Source organism: Pontibacter sp. YIM B11418 (genome assembly GCF_059278805.1).
The window spans coordinates 589,324-609,625 of sequence record NZ_JCAEMH010000002.1; the positions used below are offsets into that span (position 1 = coordinate 589,324).

Annotated in this window: 17 protein-coding genes, 1 other RNA gene and 1 pseudogene; 8 read left to right on the forward strand and 11 right to left on the reverse strand. The window is 51.4% G+C overall.

The features are described from left to right. Window positions 1-33: 33 nt before the first annotated feature. From gldG to AC4QZR_RS07015, 6 genes are all read right to left on the reverse strand, one after another. The gene (gene gldG, locus AC4QZR_RS06990) at window positions 34-1,734 is read right to left on the reverse strand and encodes a gliding motility-associated ABC transporter substrate-binding protein GldG (RefSeq protein ID WP_494480246.1); all 1,701 of its coding nucleotides are present in this window, start codon (window positions 1,732-1,734) and stop codon (window positions 34-36) included. Beyond that, entirely contained in the window at window positions 1,728-2,456 is a 729-nt protein-coding gene (gene gldF, locus AC4QZR_RS06995) for a gliding motility-associated ABC transporter permease subunit GldF (protein WP_494480247.1), read from the reverse strand. Before gldF ends, gldG begins: the two co-directional genes overlap by 7 nt. Before the next feature lie 9 nt (window positions 2,457-2,465). Continuing rightward, on the reverse strand, window positions 2,466-3,377 hold the full coding sequence (gene gldA, locus AC4QZR_RS07000) for a gliding motility-associated ABC transporter ATP-binding subunit GldA (protein ID WP_494480248.1): 912 nt from the start codon (window positions 3,375-3,377) through the stop codon (window positions 2,466-2,468). A gap of 114 nt (window positions 3,378-3,491) precedes the next feature. Then, window positions 3,492-4,196 carry an SDR family oxidoreductase gene (locus AC4QZR_RS07005; RefSeq protein ID WP_494480249.1) on the reverse strand — a complete coding sequence of 235 codons (705 nt, stop codon included), beginning with the start codon at window positions 4,194-4,196 and terminating at the stop codon, window positions 3,492-3,494. Window positions 4,197-4,218: 22 nt separating this feature from the next. Continuing rightward, window positions 4,219-4,932 (reverse strand): hypothetical protein, encoded by a 714-nt coding sequence (locus AC4QZR_RS07010; RefSeq protein WP_494480250.1) that lies wholly within the window; start codon window positions 4,930-4,932, stop codon window positions 4,219-4,221. Between the two features lie 69 nt (window positions 4,933-5,001). Next, window positions 5,002-5,709, reverse strand: a complete 708-nt coding sequence (locus AC4QZR_RS07015) for an SDR family oxidoreductase (protein WP_494480251.1) — start codon at window positions 5,707-5,709, stop codon at window positions 5,002-5,004. A 116-nt stretch (window positions 5,710-5,825) separates the two neighbouring features. Here AC4QZR_RS07015 and AC4QZR_RS07020 point away from each other — a divergent pair, with 116 nt between their 5' ends. Beyond that, a complete protein-coding gene (locus tag AC4QZR_RS07020) occupies window positions 5,826-6,557 on the forward strand; it encodes an MlaE family ABC transporter permease (RefSeq protein WP_253403528.1) in 732 nt (243 codons plus the stop codon). 42 nt (window positions 6,558-6,599) lie between these two features. Next, window positions 6,600-7,343 (forward strand): annotated as a pseudogene (locus AC4QZR_RS07025) (ABC transporter ATP-binding protein); the annotation flags it as partial. Between the two features lie 263 nt (window positions 7,344-7,606). Here AC4QZR_RS07025 and AC4QZR_RS07030 read toward each other — a convergent pair. The 4 genes from AC4QZR_RS07030 to AC4QZR_RS07045 all read right to left on the reverse strand — a co-directional run bounded on the left by AC4QZR_RS07030 (window position 7,607) and on the right by AC4QZR_RS07045 (window position 11,352). Next, window positions 7,607-8,908 (reverse strand): NupC/NupG family nucleoside CNT transporter, encoded by a 1,302-nt coding sequence (locus AC4QZR_RS07030; RefSeq protein ID WP_494480252.1) that lies wholly within the window; start codon window positions 8,906-8,908, stop codon window positions 7,607-7,609. Window positions 8,909-9,010: 102 nt separating this feature from the next. Next, window positions 9,011-9,610: a bifunctional nuclease family protein gene (locus AC4QZR_RS07035; protein WP_253403524.1), complete on the reverse strand. Its 600-nt coding sequence runs from the start codon at window positions 9,608-9,610 to the stop codon at window positions 9,011-9,013. A 19-nt stretch (window positions 9,611-9,629) separates the two neighbouring features. Further along, window positions 9,630-10,610 carry an electron transfer flavoprotein subunit alpha/FixB family protein gene (locus tag AC4QZR_RS07040; RefSeq protein ID WP_188502713.1) on the reverse strand — a complete coding sequence of 327 codons (981 nt, stop codon included), beginning with the start codon at window positions 10,608-10,610 and terminating at the stop codon, window positions 9,630-9,632. Window position 10,611: 1 nt separating this feature from the next. After that, window positions 10,612-11,352, reverse strand: coding sequence for an electron transfer flavoprotein subunit beta/FixA family protein (locus AC4QZR_RS07045; protein ID WP_494480253.1), 741 nt, complete (start codon window positions 11,350-11,352; stop codon window positions 10,612-10,614). Window positions 11,353-11,419: 67 nt separating this feature from the next. Between AC4QZR_RS07045 and AC4QZR_RS07050 the strand changes: the two genes are divergently transcribed. After that, window positions 11,420-11,752, forward strand: a complete 333-nt coding sequence (locus AC4QZR_RS07050) for a tetratricopeptide repeat protein (protein ID WP_253403519.1) — start codon at window positions 11,420-11,422, stop codon at window positions 11,750-11,752. A 194-nt stretch (window positions 11,753-11,946) separates the two neighbouring features. On the opposite strand, the gene AC4QZR_RS07055 is transcribed toward AC4QZR_RS07050, so the two are convergent. After that, window positions 11,947-15,390: a pyruvate carboxylase gene (locus AC4QZR_RS07055; protein WP_494480254.1), complete on the reverse strand. Its 3,444-nt coding sequence runs from the start codon at window positions 15,388-15,390 to the stop codon at window positions 11,947-11,949. A gap of 605 nt (window positions 15,391-15,995) precedes the next feature. Between AC4QZR_RS07055 and AC4QZR_RS07060 the strand changes: the two genes are divergently transcribed. The 5 genes from AC4QZR_RS07060 (at window position 15,996) to AC4QZR_RS07080 (ending at window position 20,280) form a co-directional block, all read left to right on the forward strand. Further along, window positions 15,996-16,919, forward strand: a complete 924-nt coding sequence (locus AC4QZR_RS07060) for a DUF2279 domain-containing protein (protein WP_494480255.1) — start codon at window positions 15,996-15,998, stop codon at window positions 16,917-16,919. 114 nt (window positions 16,920-17,033) lie between these two features. Further along, on the forward strand, window positions 17,034-17,993 hold the full coding sequence (locus tag AC4QZR_RS07065; RefSeq protein WP_494480256.1) for a DUF2027 domain-containing protein: 960 nt from the start codon (window positions 17,034-17,036) through the stop codon (window positions 17,991-17,993). Between the two features lie 217 nt (window positions 17,994-18,210). Next, an RNA gene (rnpB, locus tag AC4QZR_RS07070) (RNase P RNA component class A) lies at window positions 18,211-18,602 on the forward strand. A gap of 297 nt (window positions 18,603-18,899) precedes the next feature. Next, window positions 18,900-19,100, forward strand: coding sequence for a hypothetical protein (locus AC4QZR_RS07075; protein ID WP_494480257.1), 201 nt, complete (start codon window positions 18,900-18,902; stop codon window positions 19,098-19,100). Window positions 19,101-19,281: 181 nt separating this feature from the next. Beyond that, on the forward strand, window positions 19,282-20,280 hold the full coding sequence (locus AC4QZR_RS07080; protein WP_494480258.1) for a hypothetical protein: 999 nt from the start codon (window positions 19,282-19,284) through the stop codon (window positions 20,278-20,280). Window positions 20,281-20,302 lie beyond the last annotated feature (22 nt).

Genomic DNA, 20,302 nt, shown 5'->3' on the forward strand with positions numbered 1-20,302 from the left:
TTTCACAATTTCTTTACATACAGGGCAAAAAAATTAGAAGCGCTCGTAGCGTCGCTTGCGCAGGTAGTAACGCACCACCCCAAACAGGCCTAGCAGCACAATCGGGGCTACCAGGTTGAGTAGTTGCCAGTAAGTGCGCTCCTCCTTCACCCGCACCCTGTCCAACGGACGTAGCTGGATTTCTTTGCTGCGTACATTGATCAAACCTTCTGAATCCAGCAGGTAGTGAATCGTGTTCATGGCAAGCTCGCGATTGGCAAATGTCACGTTGTTATACCTGTCAAAGCCCAGTTCATAAGCCTGTCCGGTACGTGGATTTACCTCATTGCGCACCAGGTCACCATCCGAGAAAACTGCTATTTTGGTCGGTACTCCTGTCTCTTTCACGTGCGGGTTCGCGGCTCCCTCCGGTGCTCTTCTGTTACGGAAGAGCGAAGTAAAAGCACCTTCCAGCAGATAACCTACTGGCTGCGGGCCGGCCTGGTACTGCTCCGGCTTCACCTCCATACGGGCTTCTTCGAGTGTGAGCGGCACAGGCGGCTGCAAAACACGAGAGTAAACCGAGGTATAGACCAGCGGAGTTTTGCGTATCCCATCAGACCGCACCGTATCCATCGTTCCGATGAATTTGGAGTATACTGCATCAATGTTACGCGTAATCGGGTGTTTGCTGAAAGTGTTGAGCAAGGGGTAAAAGCGCCAGTTGATCATCTCCGTCTGTGGCCGCTCACCCATATACCCTGTCACGATAGGAATAAAACCAGAGTTCAGGTCCATGATCATGGTCGGGTTTAGGCGCACGCCGTAGCGGAAAAGCAGATCATCCAGGTTCAGGTTGTAAGGCATCGCAAACATGCCGCCTGCTCCTATGCTGTCCATGTTTGCGTTGAGGGCATCCACGAAGAAAACGGCCTTGCCCCCGTTCATGATAAACTGGTCGATCTTATACTTGTCGGCTTCGGTGAAAGCTTCGGTTGGCTTGGCAATGATGATCAAATCCAGCCCCTCCAGAGAAGGTATATCGCGCAATTCGCCGCGGGCTACCCGGTAAAACTCCTGCAAAGAGCCGAGCAGGTCCGTCACATTCTGCGTTTCCAGTTGCCCCTGTCCGCTGATATAGCCGATAGTTTTGTTGCCCTGGAAAGCCATTTTGCGGATCGCCGTGGCCAGTTCATACTCCACTCCTTCTACCGATTGGTTCAGCCGCTCGTCAGGGGAAGCAGCCAGGTTACCTTTCAGCAGCATCACGCCGGTTTCCTTGCCTTTGTACATAATACGTGCACCCGGAAACACGAGACGCTCCACTTGCTTTCCGCCTTCACTGGCTCGCAGGTTCGTTGGCTGGATACCTGAAGCTGCCAGTTTCTGGAAAAATTCTGTCCGCTGCTGCTCGTCTGTTATCTCATTCGGATCGATGAATTCGTAGCGCACGTTACCACCCGAGTAGATGCGGAATTCGTCCAGTGTCTCCCGCACCGACTGCTGCAGTCGCTTGAAGCCTGCAGGGAATTCGCCTTCCAGGTATACCTCTACAAACACCGGTTCAGGAAGCTCCGACAACATCTGCTTGGTAACAGGCGAAATGGTATAGCGCTTGTCCTCGGTCAGGTCGAGGCGGAAGAAAAAGTTGGCTGCCAGTACGTTGAGTAGTATAATGGCCGCCAGTGCGATAAGAAAGCGGGTCAGGTCGCGGCTGCGCTTGCTTTTAGGTATCGTTGCCTGCTCTGTTACCATTTTCTGCTGCTTAGGACAAGTTTGGTGGAAAGAATCATAATCGCGATCACACTCAGAAAATACAGCACGTCACGCGAGTCGATCAACCCTTTGCTGATGGCCGAATAATGATATTCTATACCTAACTGGCTGATGAAGTAGCCGTTTCCGCCCCATACAGGTATAGAAGCGATCAGCTCGAAGCCAGCGTAAAAGATATAGCACAGGAAAATGGCGATCACGAACGAGATGATCTGGTTATCGGAAACGGAAGAGGCAAAAACCCCGATGGCTGCAAACACGCCCGCCAGAAATACCAGCCCCAGGTATGAGCCTACTACAGCAGCAGAGTCCACGTTACCCTGCGGATTGCCGAGTTCGTACACGGTATAGTAGTAGAACAGGGTAGGTATAAGGGCGAAGAGTGCCAGCAGGAGCGCGGCAAAGTATTTGCCCAGGATTAGTTGCAGATCTGAGATCGGCTTGGTGAGCAGTAGTTCGATGGTGCCCTCACGTTTCTCTTCGGCAAAGGTGCGCATGGTGATGGCTGGAATCAGGAACAGAAACAGCCAGGGGGCCATGTTAAACAGCGTCTGCATGTCGGCAAAGCCGTAGTCGAGCACGTTGCTCTCGGGGAAGACCCACATGAACATGCCGATGGCCACCAAAAACACCGTAATCACGATATAGGCGATCAGGGTATTCAGGAAGCCGTTAAATTCTTTCTTAAGTATAGCGAGCATGGATGATACCTACTTCGTCAGTTGTTGGAATATCTTTTCGAGTGAGTTTTCTTCGTGGCGCAGGCCTACCAATGGCCAGTGACGCTCGGCAGCCACCCGAAAAATGGTAGCGCGGATATCAGTATCCTTGCGGGACACTACCCGGTAGGTTGCGCCCTCTGTAAGCGTAGCCGTCAGTACACCCGGCACCTGCTCCAGGGCTTCGATAGGTATAGGCTGCTCAAACTCCACCAGAGTTGTCTTCTCGTTGCGGGCACCGGCCTGCAGACTGGCTACATCACTATCAGCTACCAGTTTGCCGCGGTTGATGATTACGACACGGTCGCAAATGGCAGTTACCTCCTGCATGATGTGGGTGGAAAAGATCACGGTTTTGTCTTGGCCAATGCGCTTGATCAGCGCCCGAATCTCTACGATCTGGTTGGGGTCAAGGCCGGTGGTAGGCTCATCGAGAATAAGGACCTGCGGATCGTGCACCAGCGCCTGTGCCAGTCCAACCCGCTGCCGGTAACCTTTGGAAAGCGCTCCTATCTTCTTGCCCTGCTCCAGCGTGAGTCCGCACAGCTCCACCATTTCCTGCACACGCTCCTTTGACTGGCGCCCTTTCAGGCCATAAACAGAAGCCACAAATTGCAGGTACTCATGCACATACATATCCAGGTATAGCGGGTTGTGCTCCGGCAGGTAGCCTACGCTGCGACGCACAGCAATGGAGTCCTGCACGACATCGTAGCCATTCACGAGCACCGTGCCACTGGTAGGCGGCAGGTAGCAGGTCGCGATCTTCATGGTGGTGGACTTGCCGGCACCATTTGGCCCCAGGAAGCCCAGAATCTGACCTTGCCCAACGGAGAAGGTAATATCGTCGACGGCCCGCTGCGACCCGAATATTTTGGTAAGGTTCTTTACTTCAACTGACATCTGCTACGAATGAACAATGACGAATGAATAACGGATAGTTATCAGTCATTCGTCATTGTTAATTATTCATTAAATAAAGGCTTGCAAAGCTACAAAAGCTGTTCCAAATATCTGCTATACCTGCTTCCTTCCCTTCGGCATCAACGGACGCACCTCAATGTCGACGTGATGGTAATTGGCGTGCGATTCCAGGCAATGCAGGATAGTAGAGGCGATGTCTTCTGGGCGCATCATGTTATCGTTCACGGTCACGCTGTCGATACTGTCGAAGAAGTTGGTTTGCACGGAGCCAGGGTAGATGCAGGTAACCTTTACGCCATAATCGCGCACCTCTTTGTAGAGCGAGTGCGAGATACCCCGCACCGCATGTTTGGTGGCGCAGTAAGCCGACATCTGCTCTATACCTGTAGTGCCCGCAATGGAAGAGATATTGATGATGTGCCCCTCTCCCATTTCCTTCATACCTGGCACCACCAGGCGGGTGCAGTAAAAGAGGCCGTGCACATTGGTATCGAACATCAGGTGCCACTCATCCAGGTCCTGGTCTTCGAGCATGGCGGAGCGGCCCAGGCCTGCATTGTTGACCAGCACACTCACCTGACCACCAAAATGCTCTACAGTATGCTTATAGGCCATCTGTACTGAGTCGGCCTTACGAACGTCGCATTCTACAAACTCAAAATTCTCGTGCTGCACTTCCGGCGCTGTTCTTCCCCAGCCCGCCACTTTTGCGCCCTGCTCCAGCAATGCATTCACAGTTGCCAACCCTATTCCTCGGCTTACGCCGGTTACCACGGCTATCTTATTTTCCAGTTTCATTTAGTTTTATATTTAGGGGAGTTTATAGTTTGTAGAGCAGGCCTATCCGGAATACCCGGGTATATAACTTCATGTTGGCACCCTCCATATTAGCCCGGTAGTTTTTGATGCCATGCGCGTAACTCATGGACATACCAAAGTGTCCATGGTAGCCTGTTATACCTAGCCGCGGCCTGAAATCGGTGATCTTTTCGCTTCGGTTCTCCTTTACTTTAATTTCAGTCCCGTCTTCCATTGTTGCTTCTGATCGCTCTTTCATCTGCTGACCAAAGCCAATGTCGGAGCCCAGGGTTAAGTCCAGGTCTATAGTGCTCTCCTTGATCCGCCAACCAATGTAGGGCTGCAGATTGATATAGTCAGCTAGGATCACTGCCTTTCCATCTGCTGGATATGCCATGGATGAACTGTGTGACCATTGGCCGAGGGCTCGATCTATTTTGGCCAAGGTGCGCAGTTGCTCGTATCCAGCCTGTGTGCCTACCAAAACGCCGCCTCCAGTAACGTACTGTGCCTGCAGGCCGGCGCCATACGTTACGTTATACCTACTGCCATACGGATTGCTCACCCCGGGACTGCCACCCCAGCTATTGCTAAGGCTCATGGCAGTTGTTCTGGTAGCAGACTCTCCACCGAACCTGGAGAGTCCGGAATTCAGCTGGGCACTATATTCCATTTTCTGCCCAAAGGACAGCGTGGCACTTCCCAGCGCGAGTAGTAACAGGTATGCTTTTTTCATATAGGCATAAGTTTGTTTCTAACAAAATACCAACCAGCTATACCTTCCCAACTCTAAAACTCTTAAACTTTAAATATCCCCCAGTTGCGGACGGATCAGGATTTCCTCCACCACACTGTTTGGCGACATGGTATAGGCGCCGTAAATGGCCATGGCCACATCGTCGGCTCGCATGAAGCGCTCCGGCGGCAAGTCCACGCCTTCCCAACTGGCAGTGAGTGTAGCGCCTGGCAGAATAGCTGTTACGCGTACGCCATGCTCTTTCATCTCCTCACGCAGCACTTTTGTCATACCCAGCAAAGCATACTTAGAAATACAGTAAGAGCCGCCATTGGTGTAGGGGGTGATGCTGGCCGTGGAGCACATGTTGAAGATATGCCCACTCCGGCGCTTTTTCATATCCAGAACAAAGGCCTTGGTGATGTAGTAGGCGCTGTAAAGGTTAGTGTTGATCATCATCGGCAGCGCCGCGTCCTCCTCCTCGTGCACTTTGCCAGGTATAAAAAGGCCGCTGTTATTAACGATCACCTCTATCCTCACTTTGAGGCCTTTCACATAAGCAATGAAGTTTTTCAGCGAGCCCATATCGCTTAGGTCGGCTTCTTGGTAAAAAACCTTGGAGAAGGTATAGCGCTCCTCAATTTCCAGTTTCAGCTTTTTCAGGTCTTTCTCGTTTCGGGAACACGTAATGATGTGGAAACCTGCTTTCGCGAATTGCTCGATCACGGCCCGGCCGATGCCCTTTGTGCCACCTGTCACCAAAATATACTGCTGCATGTGCTCTATATAGCTATTAGATAATACGTTTTAGAAATTTAACCGTAATATAGGCATTTAAACAGTATTTTTGTTTAGAAACACGTTTAATACCTTGTTTAACACGTATCGCCTGTATGCTACAATCCTTTGGGAAATACCTGCTGTTCATGCAAAGCCTCTTCACCCGAAAAGAATCCGCTAAGATTCTGTTTGGCCGCACTTTAGACGAGGCTATTCTGATCGGCATCAACTCTATCTTAATCGTTGCCATCGTCTCCACCTTCATTGGCGCCGTAACCTGCGTGCAGGTAGCCTATAACTTGGATAATGCTTTCATTCCCCGCTCTACCATCGGTTTTATGGTGCGCGAAATGACCATTCTGGAACTGGCCCCTACCATCACCTCTATCGTGCTGGCAGGCAAGGTTGGTTCCAGCATTGCCGGCGGACTGGGCACAATGCAGATTACCGAACAGGTGGATGCGCTGGAAGTAATGGGCATCAACTCGGCCTCATACCTGGTGCTGCCGAAGGTGGTGGCCGCCATCCTTGTTTTCCCGATGCTGGTGATCCTAGCCATGTTCCTCTCGATTCTGGGTGGCTACCTGGCCGGAACACTTTCCGGTGAGCTGACGCCACAGGAGTACATCACAGGTATACGCGACCAGTTCATACCCTACAATATTACCTTTGCCCTGATCAAGTCGGTGGTCTTTGCCTTCCTGATCTCCACCATCTCCTCTTTCCGCGGATACAATACCTCTGGAGGAGCTTTGGAAGTAGGGGCGGCCAGTACCGCAGCCGTGACCAATAGCGTGATCGCCATCCTGATCGGTGACTTCGTGCTCGCTTACATACTGCTCTAGGCAGTCGGCTGCGAAACCCCCTTTACCCTATTTTGAATTCTTATGATTGAAATACACAACATACATAAAGCTTTTGGCGACAAGAAAGTGCTGGATGGCGTAAGCGGCGTCTTCGAGACAGGCAAGACCAACCTGTTGCTTGGCGCTAGTGGTACCGGCAAAAGTGTGCTGCTTAAGTGCATCGTCGGTCTCATCAAGCCCGATCTTGGCAGCGTAACCTTCGACGGCACGTACTTCACTAACAACAAGCTCGATATCCGACAGGAGATCCGCCGCAAGATCGGCATGCTCTTCCAGGGTTCAGCCCTCTTTGACTCCATGACGGTAGAAGAAAATGTGGAGTTCCCGCTCAGAATGCTCACCGAGATGAGCAAAGAGGAACGAAGGGAACGCGTGGACTTCTGTTTGCGGCGTGTTGGGTTGGAAGGTGCCAACAAAAAAATGCCTTCGGAGATCAGTGGTGGTATGAAGAAGCGCGTAGGTATAGCCCGCGCCATCGCCCCAAACTGCACCTACCTGTTTTGCGACGAACCTAACTCCGGTCTCGACCCGCAAACCGCCCTTAAGATTGACGAGCTGATCAAAGAGATTACAGAAGAGTACAACATTACCACCATCATCGTGACGCACGACATGAACTCGGTGATTGAGATCGGGGACAAAATCATGTTCCTGTACGAAGGCAAAAAGCTCTGGGAAGGCACACGCGACGAGATCATGGATACCGACATCAAGGAACTCAATGACTTTATCTTCGCCAACCGCCTGATGCGCGATGCCAAAAAGGTGGAAGAAGAAGAGCGCGAGGAAGAACGCGAAGAAGAGGAACGCAGGCACGAGGCGGAGAACCATACCCCTGCCCCATCTGAAGAAACTGTGCAAACGCAGGCTGCTCCGCAGCCTGAAAATCCGGAAGGGCCAACCGCTACGACCCAGCCTGGCAACCATCAGGTATAGGTATAAGCGAAGGTATGGCTATACCTGTAAAATATAAAAAAGGCTCCCGCTCAGGTATAGCGGGAGCCTTTTTTATGGGTACTTAGGTAATATTACAGGCTGTACAGCATACCTGCCACCGTAGCAGACATCATACAGGCCACAGACGCTCCTAACAGTGATAGAAGTCCCAATCTGGAAATATTGGCCTGCTGGTTTGGTGCCATACCGCCTATACCTCCCACCTGAATGGCAATGGAGCTGAAGTTAGAGAAACCGCAGAGCGCGTAGGTGGCCATGACAATCGACTTGGTGGAAAGGGTGCCCGCCTCTTTCATGTTGGCAAGGTCCAAGTAAGCCACAAACTCGTTTACAGCTGTCTTCTGCCCCAACAGACTCCCCACTTGCAGGGTGTCTTCCCACGCAACACCCATAATAAAGGCAAAAATACGGAAAACCTGCCCGAGTATGTATTGGAACGAGAACCCGCTGAAACTTCCGTTTGTGCTGGCCACGACAAAGTCATTTAACCCTGTCACGCCTCCCAGCTTAAGCAGTACATAGTTGAGCAAGGCTATAACCGCGATAAAGGCAAGCAGCATACCACCCACGTTGGCAGCCAGTCGCAGACCATCGGCAGCGCCCTTAGAAACGGCATCAATGATGTTTACGCCCAGCTGTTCTTCATTTACTTCAAGGCGCGTATTTATCTGCTCCTTATCGGTTTCAGGAACAAGCATTTTGGACATTACGATAGCAGCCGGGGCATTCATGATGGAGGCCGTGAGCAGGTGAGCGGCGAATATGGCTTGTTGCGCAGGGTCGTCGCCCCCCAGAAAGGACACATAAGCCGCCAGTACACCACCAGCCAGCGTCGCCATACCTCCTGTCATCAGGCACATCAGCTCAGAGCGCGTCATACGGCTGATGAACGGGCGCACCAATAGCGGTGCTTCCGTCTGCCCCATAAAAATATTGCCGGCAGCAGAGAGGCTCTCCGCGCCTGACAGTCGCATGCCCTTTGACATGATCCAGGCAATACCAAATACAATTTTCTGTAGCACGCCCAGGTAATAGAGTCCCGAGGATACAGCCGAGAAGAAAATAATGGTCGGCAAAACGTTGAAGGCGAAGATGAAGCCCAGACCAGCGTTCTGAGAAGGGTCAGCCAGGTTACCGAACAGGAACCTGGCGCCATCGTTTGAAAAACTTAAAAGCTTGACGAAGGCCTTGCTTACAAAAGCAAACGCATCTGCTACCAGTGGCACCTGTGTCACCAGCACTCCGAAAAGGATTTGCAGGAACACACCGTAGGCTACAAGCTTCCAGTCAATTGATTTTCTACTTCTGGAAAACAAAAAGCCGATGGATAACAGGACCAGTAGTCCTATCCCACCTCGAAAAATATCAAACATACAGGCTGAAAAAATTTGGCCAAAAGTAAGGCGAATATCTTTTAAAACAAAAAGTCCCACCCCGATTAGGGGAAGGACTTTTAAAGTATAGCGTATGTTATGCTAGTTTCGCTTGTTCAACTCGTCGCGGATCTTGGCGGCACGCTCATAGTCCTCTTTTTCAAGGGCCTCATTGAGCATTTTGTTCAAGTCATCCACCGATGTCTGGTTGAGTGGTTCCTTCGTACTTGAAGACGCTGAAGAAGTGCTTTTCACAGCCATTTCTTCGTTCTCGTCCTCCTCTTCTTCCAGGTCACTCAAAATAATGCCAGCTTCCGACAGCACACTTTCCACCGTGTAGATAGGCACCCCGAAACGCAGGCCGATGGCAATGGCATCGGACGGGCGCGCATCCAGCTCGAATTCCTTCTCGCCGTCGGTGCACATGATCTTGGAATAGAACACGCCCTCCTTCAGGTCAGAGATCAGGATCTCGGTGATGTTCACGCTCATCTGCTCGGCAAAGGTCTTGAACAGATCGTGCGTGAGCGGACGGTTGGGGTTTATTTTTTCTATCTGTATGGCAATGGACTGCGCCTCGAACATACCGATGATGATCGGTAGCCTGCGGTTTCCATCACGCTCGCCCAGTACCAGTGCAAACGATCCCGTCTGCGATTGGCTGGAGGAGAGCCCGAGTATCTCTAGCTGTATTTTTTTCACAATTAAGCTCTTCTTAAGTCTATTTGTCTAAAGCTTTAGCAGCTTCTATCAGTTTAGGAAGCACCTCAAGCGCATCGCCAACTATGCCATAATCAGCGGCTTTGAAGAACGGCGCTTCCGGATCCTTATTAATAACGACAATCACTTTAGAAGAGTTAACCCCTGCCAGGTGCTGAATGGCACCAGAGATGCCAGCCGCGATGTACAGGTTAGGGCTTACGGTGATACCTGTCTGACCAACGTGCTCATGGTGCGGGCGCCAGCCAATGTCAGACACAGGCTTAGAACAGGCGGTTGCCGCACCTAGTTCTTTGGCAAGTTCCTCGATCAGGTGCCAATTCTCAGGTCCCTTCATACCGCGGCCACCAGACACCACGATCTCCGCCTCCTGCAGCAGCACGCCACCAGAAGTATCCTGCATCACGGTCTCCTTAGGAGCAGCTGCAAACTCAGCGTCAGTCAAGTCAGCGGAAAGCTTCTCTACCGTAGCCGTGTTGCCTGCGTTGCTTGTGATGTCGGTGCTGTTTTTCTTTACGGCAATGATCTTTACATCGGAGGTCAGGTTCACGTCAGCAAAGGCTTTGCCGGAGAACACACCGCGTGTCACGATGAAGTTGCCACCGTCCATTTTAGGCAGTTCGGTTACGTTGGTAGCCAGTGAACCGTTCAGGCGTACGGCCAGTTTGGATCCTACCGCAGCACCGATGTTGGAGTTGGAGAACACCAGTACTTTGGCGTTTTCCTGCTGAGCCGCTTTGGCAATCACTTTCACGTAAGCGTCAGCCACGAATTGCTTCAAGCGGTCATCGGCATCGTACAATACCTTACTGATGCCCTGCTCGCCCAATCTGGCCAGTGCGTCTTCGTTTACGTCGCCGATGGCTACAGCTGTTGCGGAGGTACCCATGGCCTGCGCCACCTGGCTGCCATAGGTCGCTGCCTCCAGGGAGGACTTTTTGATCTCTCCGTTAAGACCTTCTACAAATACTAATACAGACATATTACAGTACTTTAGCTTCGTTTCTCAATAGTTTAATCACTTCGCCGGCGTTTTCTGCGTCAATCATTTTCACGCCGCTCTTTTTCTCAGGTTTGCTGTAATTCACGTACTCCGACTTGGCCTCAGCGCCTGCAGGCTCCACTACTTTCAATGGCTTGGTACGGGCCGTCATGATACCGCGCATGTTCGGGATGCGGGGCTCGCACATCGGCTGCTGGGCGCTGGCCACGAATGGCAGCTTCACTTCCACCACTTCCTTGCCGCCTTCGATCTCACGCTCCAGACGGGCCGTGCTGTCGTCTACCATGTCCAGCTTGAAGGCTGGCGTTACAGATGGTATACCCATCATTTCGCCTACCATGTTGTGCACCTGGAAGCCGTTGTAGTCGATGGACTCCTTGCCCATCAAAATCATATCGTAACCGCCTTCTTTGGCGATGGCAGTGATCTGCTGCGCCACGAAGAAAGCGTCTTTCGGGTGTGCGTTCACGCGAATAGCGTCGTCGGCGCCAATGGCCAGTGCCTTGCGGATGTTCGGCTCAGCGTCGGCTTCGCCCACGTTCAGCACGGTTACGCTGCCGCCTTTGGCCTCTTTCAGCTCAATGGCGCGGGTTAGTGCGTATTCATCCCAAGGGTTGATGACGAACTGCACCCCGTTTTTGTCGAACTCTTTGTTATCTCCAGTAAAGTTGATTTTGGATGTGGTATCCGGAACGTTACTGATGCAAACTAATATTTTCATGATTAGAAATGTTAGCTTATTTAAAATTAGATTTGTGCGAAGTTAGTTAAAATATAGCCAAATAGAAATGTCTCAAAATAGATTAGAACAGCTCTTCAAATTCTACGAAGAAGATCCAAACGATCCATTTACGATCTATGCGATAGCGACAGAATTGCGTGGATCCGATCCGCAAAAAGCGATGGAGTTTTACGAGAAACTTCTGTCTGAGCACGAGCGCTACGTAGGCACTTACTACCATGCGGCCAGCTTATACGCCGAATTTGGGCAGTCTGAAAAAGCCGAGCAGACCTACAAAAAAGGGATGCTGATCAGCCGTCAGGAAGGCAACATGCACGCATTTGCCGAGTTGCAACAGGCTTATAACAAGTTTGCAGGCCTTGACTACGAAGACGAATAGCACCTTTTGCGCTATGAATCAAAAATAGTATGCATGCAGCATATCTGCAAGTATAAAACCTTCTTTTCCGCGAAATGTTTTTCTTTTGACTCTTGTAGCGTACTTGATATAGCTCCCGAAGGTTTAAGATAGTAAAAAGAAAAGCCACCTCCTTTGCAGGTTTGGTGGCTTTTCTTTTTTATACCTTCAAGTGACTACGATAAACTCACAACCAGATCGTCGGTGTTCACCAGCGAGCCCTCCGCCAAGTGCAGGTCGGCGATTTTGGTCGCCTCTGAAGCAGTGATGGTCGTTTCCATCTTCATGGCCTCAATCACGAATAGCGGCGTGTTTTTTTTCACCTCCTGATCTTTCTCCACCAGTATCTTAGAGAGCAGCCCTTGTAGTGGCGCCCCGATGTGCTTCGGATTGCCTTTGTCTACTTTCTGGTGCTGCACCCGCTCTACTTTTACCGACTTATCACGCACTTCTATGTTTCGCGTCTGGCCGTTGAGCTTGAAGAATACAGTGCGCATACCGTCCTCATCCACGTGACCCAGCGACTGGTATTTAATCACAATGGACTTGCCGCGGGCAATGTCGATGATGGCCTCCTCGCCCTGCTGCATGCCATAGAAGAACAGGCGCGTCGGGATTTTGGAAACGTTGCCGTACTGCTCTAAGTGCTTGTGGAAGTCCTCGTATACCTTGGGGTAGAGCTGGTGCGAGAGGAAATCGGTGTACTTCGTGTTTTCGCCGAACTTCTCCTGGAATTTCTTAAACTCCCCTTCCAGGTCTATCGGCTCCATGTGCTCGTTTGGTCGGTTATCGTAAGGCTGCTCGTCTTTGAGCACGATGGACTGCAGCTTTTTCGGAAAGCCGCCCACCGGTTGGCCCAGATCACCGCGGAACAGCGACTGCACCGACTCCGGGAAAGATATCTGGTCGCCACGCTCCAGCACATCTACTGTCGTTAATCCATTGGACACCAGGTATAGCGCCATGTCGCCTACTACTTTGGAGCTTGGGGTTACCTTCACCAGGTCGCCGAACAGCTGGTTTACATCGGCAAAAGTATCTTTGATCAACTCCCACTTATCACCCAGACCAAGCGCATTGGCCTGCGGACGCAGGTTGGAGTACTGTCCGCCTGGAATTTCGTGGTGGTATACCTCCGCTGTGCCCGCTTTCAAACCCGACTCAAACGGATAATAGTATTCGCGCACCGTCTCCCAGTAGTTGGAGTGGCGGTTGAGGCTCTTCTGGTCAAACTCGCGGTGCCGCTCCTGGAAACGCATGGCCTCCACCATACTGTTAAAGTTCGGCTGCGAGGTTAGCCCAGACATCGAACCCAAGGCCACGTCCACCACGTCTACCCCTGCCTCGATGGCTTTGAGGTAGGTGGCAGACTGTACACCGGAGGTGTCGTGCGTGTGCAGGTGGATCGGCAGCTTCACGGTATCGCGGAGCGCCTCTACTAGCACCTGCGCGGCGTAAGGTTTGAGCAGGCCGGCCATGTCTTTGATAGCCAGAATGTGCGCCCCGGCAACTTCGAGTTGTTTGCCCAGTTGCAGATAATATTCTAAGGTATACTTGGTCTTGCTTGGGTTGAGGATGTCGCCGGTATAGCAGATAGCGCCTTCGGCCAGACCACCCGTGCGTTTGCGTACAAAGTTGATGCAGGGCTCCATACTCTTCATCCAGTTGAGCGAGTCGAAGATCCGGAAAACATCCACGCCCGTCTCCCACGATTTCTCCACAAACGACTCGATCAGGTTATCCGGATAGGCCTTATACCCTACCCCGTTCGAACCACGGATGAGCATCTGCAGCAAAATATTAGGTATAGCCTCGCGTAGTTCGGCCAGTCGGCGCCACGGGTCCTCGTGCAGGAAGCGCAGGCAGACGTCGAAGGTCGCGCCGCCCCATACCTCCATGCTGAAGGTCTGTGGGTGATCTTTGGCGTAGGCCTCGGCTATCTTGAGCATGTCAAAAGAGCGCATGCGCGTCGCCAGTAGCGATTGATGCGCATCGCGGAAGGTAGTATCAGTATAGTGAATCTGCTTCTCGTTGCGCAGCCACTTCGAGAATTCCTCCGGACCCAGCTGCGTGAGCAAATCCTTGGTGCCCGGCTCGTAGGTTTTGTTCAGATTGAAGCCTGTGAAATCCGGTTTTGTGAGCACCTTGTTCGGGTCCGGCTTCTTCACGTCGGGGTTGCCGTTCACGATCACATCGGCCAGGAAGCTGATGAGCTTTGTTGCCCGGTCTTTGCTCTTTTTAAAGACGAACAGTTCCGAATGATTCTTTACAAAATCTACCGTGGCGTCGCCTGAGATGAAGGTTGGGTGCGTGATGATGTTCTGCAAGAACTGGATGTTCTGCTTCACCCCCCGGATACGGAACTCGTCCAGCGTGCGCGACATCTTCATGGCGGCATGGCGCAAGGTTGGGGCCTGCGCCGACACCTTCACCAACAGCGAGTCGAAGAACGGGCTGATCTTGGCGCCTTGGTACACGCTGCCTTGGTCGAGACGAATGCCGAAACCACCGGCGCTGCGGTAGGCGATGATGGTGCCGTAGTCCGGCTTGAAATCGTTCTCCGGGTCTTCGGTGGTAATGCGGCACTGGATGGCCACGCCGTTTGCCCGCACCGTATGCTGCGGGCCGAGAAGCACTTCTTCGTGGTCCAGGGTATAGCCGTCGGCGATGAAGATCTGGGTTTTGATCAGGTCTATACCTGTGATCATCTCCGTCACCGTGTGCTCCACCTGAATGCGTGGGTTCACCTCGATGAAGTAGATGTTATTGTTGTGCGGCTCCACCAGAAACTCTACCGTGCCCACGTTGTTGTAATTCACAGCCTTGCAGATGCGGATGGAGTAGTCGTAGAGCTGTTGGCGTGTCTCTTCGTTCAGGCTGATGGCCGGTGCCACCTCCACCACCTTTTGGAAACGGCGCTGCACAGAGCAGTCGCGCTCAAACAGGTGCGTGATGTTGCCATAGTTGTCGGCTACGATCTGCACCTCAATGTGCTTCGGATTTTCGACGTACTTCTCCAGGAAGAGCGTATCGTCACCAAAAGCTTTCAGTGCCTCGTTCTTGGCTTCGAAAAAGCCCTTCTCCAGCTGCTCATCATCCCGGATCACGCGCATGCCGCGCCCTCCACCACCTGCGGCAGCCTTGAGCATCAGCGGATAGCCAATGCGGTGCGCCTCTTCCCGTGCTGTTTCATAGGTGTTCAGGTCGAGGTCGCTGCTCTGGATGATGGGCACTTCGCAGCTTACCGCCACTTTTTTGGCCGATACTTTATCCCCTAAAGACCCCATTACCTCCGGCCGCGGACCAATGAAGATGATACCGTTCTCGGCGCACCTGCGGGAGAAATGCTGGTTCTCGGACAGGAAACCGTAGCCCGGGTGGATGGCGTCTACGCCGTTGTCTTTAGCGATCTTGATGATGCCGTCGATGTCGAGGTAGGGCTGCAGCGGCTGGTTGTCTTTGCCGATCTGGTAGGCCTCGTCGGCTTTGTAGCGGTGCAGGGAGTAGCGGTCTTCGTAGGTATAGATGGCCACCGTCTGGATATTGAGCTCCGTACAAGCCCTGAGCACACGAATGGCAATTTCGCCGCGGTTAGCAACAAGTACTTTTTTGATTTTCATATAAGGTGAGATGTAAGGTATAGCTGCACTATATTTTTATGGATAAAGGGCGAAAAGGGGAAAACCAATGCGCCATAGGTATAAGCAACACTATAATATAAGGTATAGACAAGGACAGACGGGAAATGGAGTAGTCTGCCGTTCTGAAAACATCCCTTAATACAGGCTTTTTCCAGATAAGGTTATATTGTAAATTCGATGGGTAAACACCCTTCGCTATACCTGATGAGCTGTAATCTTTGCAATATATTGTAAATCACGGATATATATAAAAATTAGCATATTATCTCCCCACAAATCAGGTGTAGCTAAAAAATAGCGCCACTTCCTAAGCAGCTACGCTACCAAACTGAAAAACAAACTGACCTTTATATTCTCAACAAAAAACTGCTTACGCTTTATAATTTGATGTCTGAGGTAGCTCGGCTCGTAAAACTGAAGCAAGAAAGTGCTCAGGTGTTCCGGCTCACTTTTAACCAGTATACCTGCTGGGGTACTCCAGCATGACGACGGTGTGGCGTTACGTTTAAAGCCGAATTAAAGCAAGATGATAATCACACTAAACTTCAAAGCCAGGGTCAGGCAGCGGGTGTTTTGTGCAAGCTATGTGTATCTTTGGCCTGATGTACCGCTACCTGCTTCTTTTCTGGCTTTGGGTGCTGCTCCTGCTCCAACCCTTGCAGGGTATAGCCGCCGCATCTGACTCTACGGCCACTGCTGTGAACAAAGAAAGGCCGCTGCTCCTTGGCACCGGCTTTGCGGTGGGTTATACGGCCATGTTGGTATCCCTGAACAAAGCGTGGTACAAAGATCAGGAGCGAACGAACTTCCACTTCTTTAACGATAACCGGCAATGGAAGCAAATGGACAAAGCCGGTCACTTCTGGGGCGCCTTCCACGAGAGTCGCGCAGGTATAGACCTAATGCGCTGGGCGGGTGTACCCGATAAAAAAGCCATCCTGTACGGCGGCCTGACCGGCATCATTCTGCAAACACCCATCGAGATCTTCGACGGATTTCAGGCGGACTATGGCGCCTCGGTTGGTGACGCGATTGCCAACACGGTCGGCTCGGCTGCGGTGGTGGCACAGGAACTGGCCTGGCGGGAGGTTCGCATCATGCCTAAGTTCTCCTTCCAGACCACCCGCTATGCTGCAGAACGACCAAATGTATTGGGCCATACCTTAGCTGAGCAAGCGCTCAAGGACTACAACGGGCAGACCTATTGGCTCTCTGTGAATGTGGGAGATTTTCTGAAGGAGGAAAGCAAATACCCCAAGTGGCTAAGTATAGCTGTAGGCTACGGCGCGGAGGGTATGGTATACAACGACCCTGAGCTGAATAAGGCCCGCGGGTTTAATGCACGTCGGCAGTTTTATCTTAGTCCCGACCTTAACCTGATGCACTTCAAAGGTCGCAGCAAAGTCCTCAACACCACGCTATACGTACTCAGCATCATCAAAATCCCGGCTCCGGCGCTGGAGTACAACCGCACAGACGGCCTGCGTTTCCATCCGGTATACTTCTAAATCAGGTCGTTTATTCCGCCGCACAAATCGTATCTTTGTGTAAAATCAATTTGTACTTACACACCAAAGTATAGCCAGCAACAGCTCATACCTTGGCATAAAACACATAAGACTATGAACGTAGGAGATCGCGTGCGCCTGATGTCAGGCCGTGAAGAAGGCATCATTACCCGCATAATGGACAATAACATTGTAGAAGTCGCCATCGACAACGACTTCATTATACCTGTTTCTCGTCGGGAGATCGTGTTGATCGCGCCGGAGGAAGCCAAAGCCTTCCGAAATACAGAGCCGGAGGCCTATTCAAAACCGTCGGCCCGCAAAGAGCCACCGGCGCCTGTGCTGGCTGAGAAAGGCATTTACCTGGCCATGGTGCACCAGTCTGAAGAACTGCTGGCTGCCACGGTTGTGAACAATACCGACTACGATGTGCTTTTTACCTCCGGCGAAGAGCGCAACAACCAGTACCGTGGACTACAGAACGACAAGCTGGCTCCAAAAGCCAGCCGCGTCGTAACTCATTACCATATGAAGGACTTTGAGAAATGGCCGACACTGATAGTACAGTTCCTGCAGCACCGCAACGGCGCTCCGGGTCTGTTTGAGCCAGTAACCAAGAAGGTACAGTTCCGCGCCAATTCCTTTTACAAGAGCAAGAAAACCGCTCCGGTGCTCAACAAAGAAGCCTATCTCTTCCAACTCGACACCAAACCGGTGGTTGTAGACACCGACAAGATAAAAGAGCAGCTTTCCGAAAAGCCCGCAGCACAAGAGAATATAAAAGTACAGGCGCCCGAGCACGAAGTAGACCTGCATATTGAAAAGCTGGTCGAAGACCATACAGGTATGAGCAACAGCGCCATGCTAAAGCTGCAACTGGAGCAATTCCAGGACGCGCTGGACCGCGCCATGGCTGCCAATATGCACGAGATCATCTTTATTCATGGTTCAGGCAACGGCGTGCTCCGCAAGGAAATCCAGAAAATCCTGAGCCGAACGCCAGGCATCCGCTTTTTTGAAGACGCTAAGAAAGAGAAGTTTGGGTATGGCGCGACGTTGGTGAGACTTAGATAATTGAGTGAATGAGTGATTTAGTGAGTTAGTGAATTGTTAAATTGTTGATGGTTAAATTGTTGTTTGTTCTTTTCACCTCCTGCGAAAGTCTTGGCTTAATGAGGTGTTAACTAGGAATCATATAGCTTCTCGCAGATTGGAACCAATCCAACATTCCAACAATTTAACAATTTAACCATCAACAATTAATTATACCTTTGCAGGTATAGAAAGCTTAACAGCAAGCCGTCTTATCGCTGCTCCCACAAGGGAGGAGAGGAAAGTCCGGGCAACACAGAGCATCTTACTTCTTAACGGGAAGGGGCCTTCCGGGAGACGGGAAGGTTACAGCCAGTGCCACAGAAAATAACCGCCAGCCTTGTGCTGGTAAGGGTGAAAAGGTGCGGTAAGAGCGCACCAGCGGCTGGGTGACCAGTCCGGCTGGGTAAACCTTAGGAGTTGAAAGACCAAATAGGCTGACAGCGCCTCGCTTCGGCGGAGCTAAGGGCTGCTCGTCCGATGTCAGTGGGTAGGTCGATGGAGCCTGCGCGCGAGTGCAGGCCTAGATAAATGATAAGACGTTGGGCTTTGGCCTGACGACAGAACCCGGCTTACAGGCTTGCTGTTAAATTTTCTTTCACACTTCTCTTAGATTAATTTTTAATCACTTTTCTCCTTCCCTACTAGCGCTGCAACTGCTATTTAGTATATTATCCGGTATTGTTGTATAGGTTAGCCTGTGCGGCGGGCCCTCACTTTTTGTCTTGACACAAAAATCGAGGGCCCCTACCCCCAGTAAGCAAAAAAGTCAAGACTCCCCAAACTCGCTGAACGCTCAGACAGTGGAGCGCCGAAAGGTGCACTGGGCTGATGCTATACCTATGTCGCTTCGGTGCAAGTAACTCTTGCTATACCTGCCAGTGATCCGTGACAGAAACTACAGCGCTTATACCTGAGACTGGCAATGGCAGAAGGTCCCCCCTTGAAGGGAGCAGGGGGATGACAATCGTGCACATGAAACTGCAGTTACGACACCTATACCCAAGAATTGGCAGCAACAGATTCCCCGCCTTAGACAAGGAGGGGTTAGGGGTGGTTGGACTCGGTATACCAGAGCATGATCTGTAATAGAAACAACGAAGCTATACCTGTAAAGTAACAACAGAAAATTTTCCTCTGGGGGTAGGTACCCTCGACAAAGGGAGGGGCAGGCTAATCGTGCACGAGAATCCTGTCGATCCTTTAATCCCCAAAATCCTGATTCTGACAAGCTCTTCTTCGTATCTTTGCACCTCCAAACGACAAGATCATGACTGAGTTGAAACTATACGATCCGTTCCCCAATATGCAGTTCAGCGACAAGCACTGCTTCCTATGCGGGGCACATACCGAGCCCGATAACCGAACGCCTGTATTTGCGACGTGGCTGCAGGACAGGTATAAGCTACGCGACAAGGAACTGCTTCTGCTCGATAAAAGTATCACGACCTATGGGGAGCTCACCATCCCCTGCTGTGATCATTGCCATACTCAGCACGTCATCCCGCTGGAAGAGGAAATAGCTGCGGCCAGTGAGCAAGGTATAGCCGGACTGCAGGCGCTGGATTCCAAAAAGCTTTTCCAGTGGATCGGCAAGATGTATTATGGCACGCTGATCACCGAGCTGATCAAAGAAGCCGACCCGCTGATCATGCCGCAGAACCCGGTGAGCGAAAACCCGAAAATGCTGGGCAAGTTCCGCGAATTTTTCAAGGTGCTGCAGTCGATGCGCGTGCCCATGGAATTCACTGATTTCCTGCCCTGCTCGTTGTTTATACTGGAGGTGAGCCCTGCCGAGGACGAGTTGCCCTTTGAGTATCAGGATGAACTGACCACTATGGCCTTCAGTATCAAATTGGGCCCGGTTGTGCTCGTTTGCACGCTCCTCGACAACCGCATTATTGGCAAAGCCCTCGGCAAACTTTATCGCCTCACACAGGGACAGCAACTGCACCCGATTCAGGTAGCGGAGTTTAAAGCGCGGATGTTCTATGCAGCCTATATTTTTAATGTGATTCCTGAGTATTTCGAGCGACCGCTCAAGCCGGGAGACACGCACATCACACTCGACACTATTATAGACGATGTGACAAACGAGGTTTTTAATCCCTGGGAGATGACTGCTTATGCGCACATGCTGGAGGAAATGCTTAAGCCCTGGGATATCCGAGAGAAAGAGATTCTGGCTGATCCCAAAAATCCAATAAGTTTTCTGCTGGATGACCAGAACAACTTCAGACCAATGGAGCGCTTTCAAAACCTGAGTTAAGCACTTTTGTTATACCTGACAC

Coding starts and splice junctions, on each gene's coding strand:
- gldG (WP_494480246.1), bottom strand. CDS start 1,734: ATGGTAACAGAGCAGGCAACGATACCTAAAAGCAAGCGCAGCCGCGAC.
- gldF (WP_494480247.1), bottom strand. CDS start 2,456: ATGCTCGCTATACTTAAGAAAGAATTTAACGGCTTCCTGAATACCCTG.
- gldA (WP_494480248.1), bottom strand. CDS start 3,377: ATGTCAGTTGAAGTAAAGAACCTTACCAAAATATTCGGGTCGCAGCGG.
- AC4QZR_RS07005 (WP_494480249.1), bottom strand. CDS start 4,196: ATGAAACTGGAAAATAAGATAGCCGTGGTAACCGGCGTAAGCCGAGGA.
- AC4QZR_RS07010 (WP_494480250.1), bottom strand. CDS start 4,932: ATGAAAAAAGCATACCTGTTACTACTCGCGCTGGGAAGTGCCACGCTG.
- AC4QZR_RS07015 (WP_494480251.1), bottom strand. CDS start 5,709: ATGCAGCAGTATATTTTGGTGACAGGTGGCACAAAGGGCATCGGCCGG.
- AC4QZR_RS07020 (WP_253403528.1), top strand. CDS start 5,826: ATGCTACAATCCTTTGGGAAATACCTGCTGTTCATGCAAAGCCTCTTC.
- AC4QZR_RS07030 (WP_494480252.1), bottom strand. CDS start 8,908: ATGTTTGATATTTTTCGAGGTGGGATAGGACTACTGGTCCTGTTATCC.
- AC4QZR_RS07040 (WP_188502713.1), bottom strand. CDS start 10,610: ATGTCTGTATTAGTATTTGTAGAAGGTCTTAACGGAGAGATCAAAAAG.
- AC4QZR_RS07045 (WP_494480253.1), bottom strand. CDS start 11,352: ATGAAAATATTAGTTTGCATCAGTAACGTTCCGGATACCACATCCAAA.
- AC4QZR_RS07050 (WP_253403519.1), top strand. CDS start 11,420: ATGTCTCAAAATAGATTAGAACAGCTCTTCAAATTCTACGAAGAAGAT.
- AC4QZR_RS07055 (WP_494480254.1), bottom strand. CDS start 15,390: ATGAAAATCAAAAAAGTACTTGTTGCTAACCGCGGCGAAATTGCCATT.
- AC4QZR_RS07060 (WP_494480255.1), top strand. CDS start 15,996: ATGTGTATCTTTGGCCTGATGTACCGCTACCTGCTTCTTTTCTGGCTT.
- AC4QZR_RS07065 (WP_494480256.1), top strand. CDS start 17,034: ATGAACGTAGGAGATCGCGTGCGCCTGATGTCAGGCCGTGAAGAAGGC.
- AC4QZR_RS07080 (WP_494480258.1), top strand. CDS start 19,282: ATGACTGAGTTGAAACTATACGATCCGTTCCCCAATATGCAGTTCAGC.